General features: G+C 59.7%; 2 protein-coding genes and 1 pseudogene. 2 read left to right on the top strand and 1 reads right to left on the bottom strand.

Going from position 1 to position 2,702, the window contains the following annotated elements; genetic code table 11:
- Positions 1 to 238 precede the first annotated feature (238 nt).
- The gene (locus FV226_RS27290) at positions 239 to 955 is read left to right on the top strand and encodes a class I SAM-dependent methyltransferase (protein ID WP_187278872.1); all 717 of its coding nucleotides are present in this window, start codon (positions 239 to 241) and stop codon (positions 953 to 955) included.
- Positions 956 to 1,219: 264 nt separating this feature from the next.
- A complete protein-coding gene (locus FV226_RS27285) occupies positions 1,220 to 2,386 on the top strand; it encodes a 2OG-Fe(II) oxygenase (protein WP_147765379.1) in 1,167 nt (388 codons plus the stop codon).
- A gap of 204 nt (positions 2,387 to 2,590) precedes the next feature.
- Here the strand turns inward: FV226_RS27285 and FV226_RS27280 are convergent.
- Positions 2,591 to 2,702 (bottom strand): annotated as a pseudogene (locus FV226_RS27280) (IS5/IS1182 family transposase); the annotation flags it as partial.

The raw sequence follows: 2,702 nt of genomic DNA, 5'->3' as shown, positions 1-2,702 counted from the left end.
GATCAGAACGTCCGCCTGACGTAGCTTCGCGACGATCTCCTCGGGCTTCGGGTGCTTTGCCATCTCGTCCGTCCTCCAGGCTCAAAAGCCATACCAAAGGGCGGACCACTTCAATGGGGGCTGACCACTGTACTCACTCAAGCTTAGGCTTATGAACTTAGCGACAGTCCGCAGAGCGCATCGCGCATTGCGCAGTTTCGTGAGTAAGCGAAGTGCTGCTGATCAGCATGATGGGTACTTGACCAACCTGATCTCCCAGTGCGCCCCCGGTAGGAGCTTCGTCGATATCGGGTGTATGTGGGGGATAAACGGCCACATGTGCTTCCTCGCGGAACAGAAGGGCGCTGCCTCGGTGACAGGCGTCGATGTTGCTGAGGCTACAGAAGCGTTCAAGAAGCGTCATCGTGAGACGGGCTCGAAGATACGCTTCGTCCATGGTGATTTCCACGATCCAGGGGTCCAATCCAAGATCGGCCTTATCGACGTAGTGTACTGCTCGGGCGTCCTCTACCACGTGCCCAATCCGCTCGAGACCCTGATCGGGCTACGAAAAATTTGTGGGCAGACCCTGATCCTCGCTACGGCTGCCATCCCTGAAATGGAGGTCCGCAATGCGGCTGTGTTCTGGCCCCACCTCGACGCGGCGCAGCGAAGGCTTTGGGACCAAAAAATTGGGATCCAAGTGGGAATTACCAGCGCCTACGACCCATCGGAAGGCTACGGAAACTGGATCTGGGGCATGAGTCCGAGTTGCATCGAATCGATGCTTACCATCGCTGGGTTTTCCGTCGGCGAGCGGCAGGTGTCGCCTTTCGGAGTGGTGTTCACGTGCCGTGTAGAGGAAACCAAGTTCGCCCCGGTAAGCGGCGCCTCGCAAAGCCCGCATACAATTTCGTTCGCTGAAGCCCGGTTGGGTAAGCTCGGCCGTAGGCTTTGGGAGAACGATGCGGCGTAGGGTGGGCGTCCTAAAAACGCGATCGAACAACGTTTTCTGACGCATTGAGGCGTCAGATTTTCGGTCGTTTTCTCTACTTTCGGTGAGAGAACGCCGCCTCTCGAACCAGCGATAGTGTCGCGACAGCTTGGGTTGCGGCATCACCATAGCGGCATCCAAGCTTGGCCATGAGAGCAGGCTCGTCTATCTTCTTGCCGACAGTGGCGGGGGCCCGAACAGCAACCAAACCAGGGGCATCCGGCCCGCAACGCGGTAGGCAGCAGGATGAACGCAGCAGTGAACTCGGCTCGTGACTTCGAGCGGCTCGGCCCCGGTGACCCGTCACCCTGGTTCACCCAACGCTCCACTAGCAATGAGCGCTACGTGTTTGACACCGTCGCGGGGCGCTACGTCGTGTTGGGGTTTTTCTTGTCCGCTGCAGATTCAGGCGGCAAGGCTGCGATCCAGGCCGTAGAGGCCCAGCAGGCCTTCTTTAACGATGAGACGGCCTGCTTCTTCGGGGTCAGCCTCGATCCTGGCGATGAGGCGGAACCCCGTGTCCGGGAGCGCTTGCCCGGCCTGCGCTACCTCTGGGATTTCGACGGTTCGGTGTGTCGCTTGTATGGGGCCATCCCCAAGGACGGTGTCCTGGGCCAGGCACTCCCCACTCGCCGCTTCTGGATGGTGCTGGACCCGACGCTGCGCGTGATGGCCGTCTTCCCTCTGGATGGGGAGGGCAAGGGCGCGGAAGCCCTATTCGCCTATCTGGCCAGCCTGCCACCTCCGTCTCATTTTGCTGGGTTCGAAGTTCCACCTCCGATCCTGGTCCTGCCCAATGTGTTCGAGCCGGACCTCTGCCGGCGCCTGATCGGGCTCTACGACGAACAAGGCGGTGAGGAGAGTGGCTTCATGCGGGAGGTGAACGGCATGACCGTTCATATCAGCGACCACAAGCACAAGCGGCGAAGAGATTGTACGATCGAGGATGCCGGCCTGATCCGTGCCATCCAGGCGCGTTTCCTGCGGCGGATCAATCCGGAGCTGAACAAGATCTATGCGTTCCATTCCACGCGGATGGAGCGCTACATCGTCGGCTGCTACGCCGCGGAGGACGCGGCACATTTCCGGCCGCACCGTGACAACACCTCAAAGGGAACCGCCTACCGGCGCTTTGCGGTGTCAATCAACCTGAATGCGGATTTCGAAGGCGGTGAGGTCAGTTTTCCTGAATATGGCCCACGCAGCTTCAAGGCTCCACCGGGATGCGCGATCGTATTTCCCTGCGCCCTGCTGCATGCAGTCTCGCGCGTGACCCAAGGCAGGCGCTATGCCTTCCTGCCCTTCCTGTACGATGATGCAGCGGCAAGAATCCGTGAGGCCAACGACCCGTTCCTTGAGGGCGGCGGCAGCTACAAGGCGGACTTCGCAGCGTCCCAAACAGGTGTTCCATAACGCCCATTGTCCTAACGCTGGTTAGGCACGGTGCGCCTATACAGACTGTCACGCAAACGTCCGATTGCGTGACATTGCTCGGGCGAGATCCATCCTCGTGAGTCTCGCGTTTCAAAATCCGTCACCCTTTCAAAGTGCCGCAAACCCTCGCTCGGTACGATCGGGAGCGGTAGCTGAGTCGGTACTCTGAGAGTCTGTCCGGCATCATGATGTTTTCTGACAGAGCTTTCGGGTCATGAGGCGGATGGAGGCCAAGAGGACGAACGCTCGCCCTTTCCGGCTTTTGCATTCCCAATCCTTCGCGAGACGGCGGCAG

The sequence above is a fragment of the Methylobacterium sp. WL12 genome (assembly GCF_008039475.1).
Classification (GTDB): domain Bacteria; phylum Pseudomonadota; class Alphaproteobacteria; order Rhizobiales; family Beijerinckiaceae; genus Methylobacterium; species Methylobacterium cerastii.
This window is presented reverse-complemented; position numbering and strand designations above follow the sequence as displayed.

What these genes read in the sequence shown, in the direction of transcription:
- FV226_RS27285 (WP_147765379.1), top strand. Translation starts at nt 1,220, where the DNA reads ATGAACGCAGCAGTGAACTCGGCTCGTGACTTCGAGCGGCTCGGCCCC.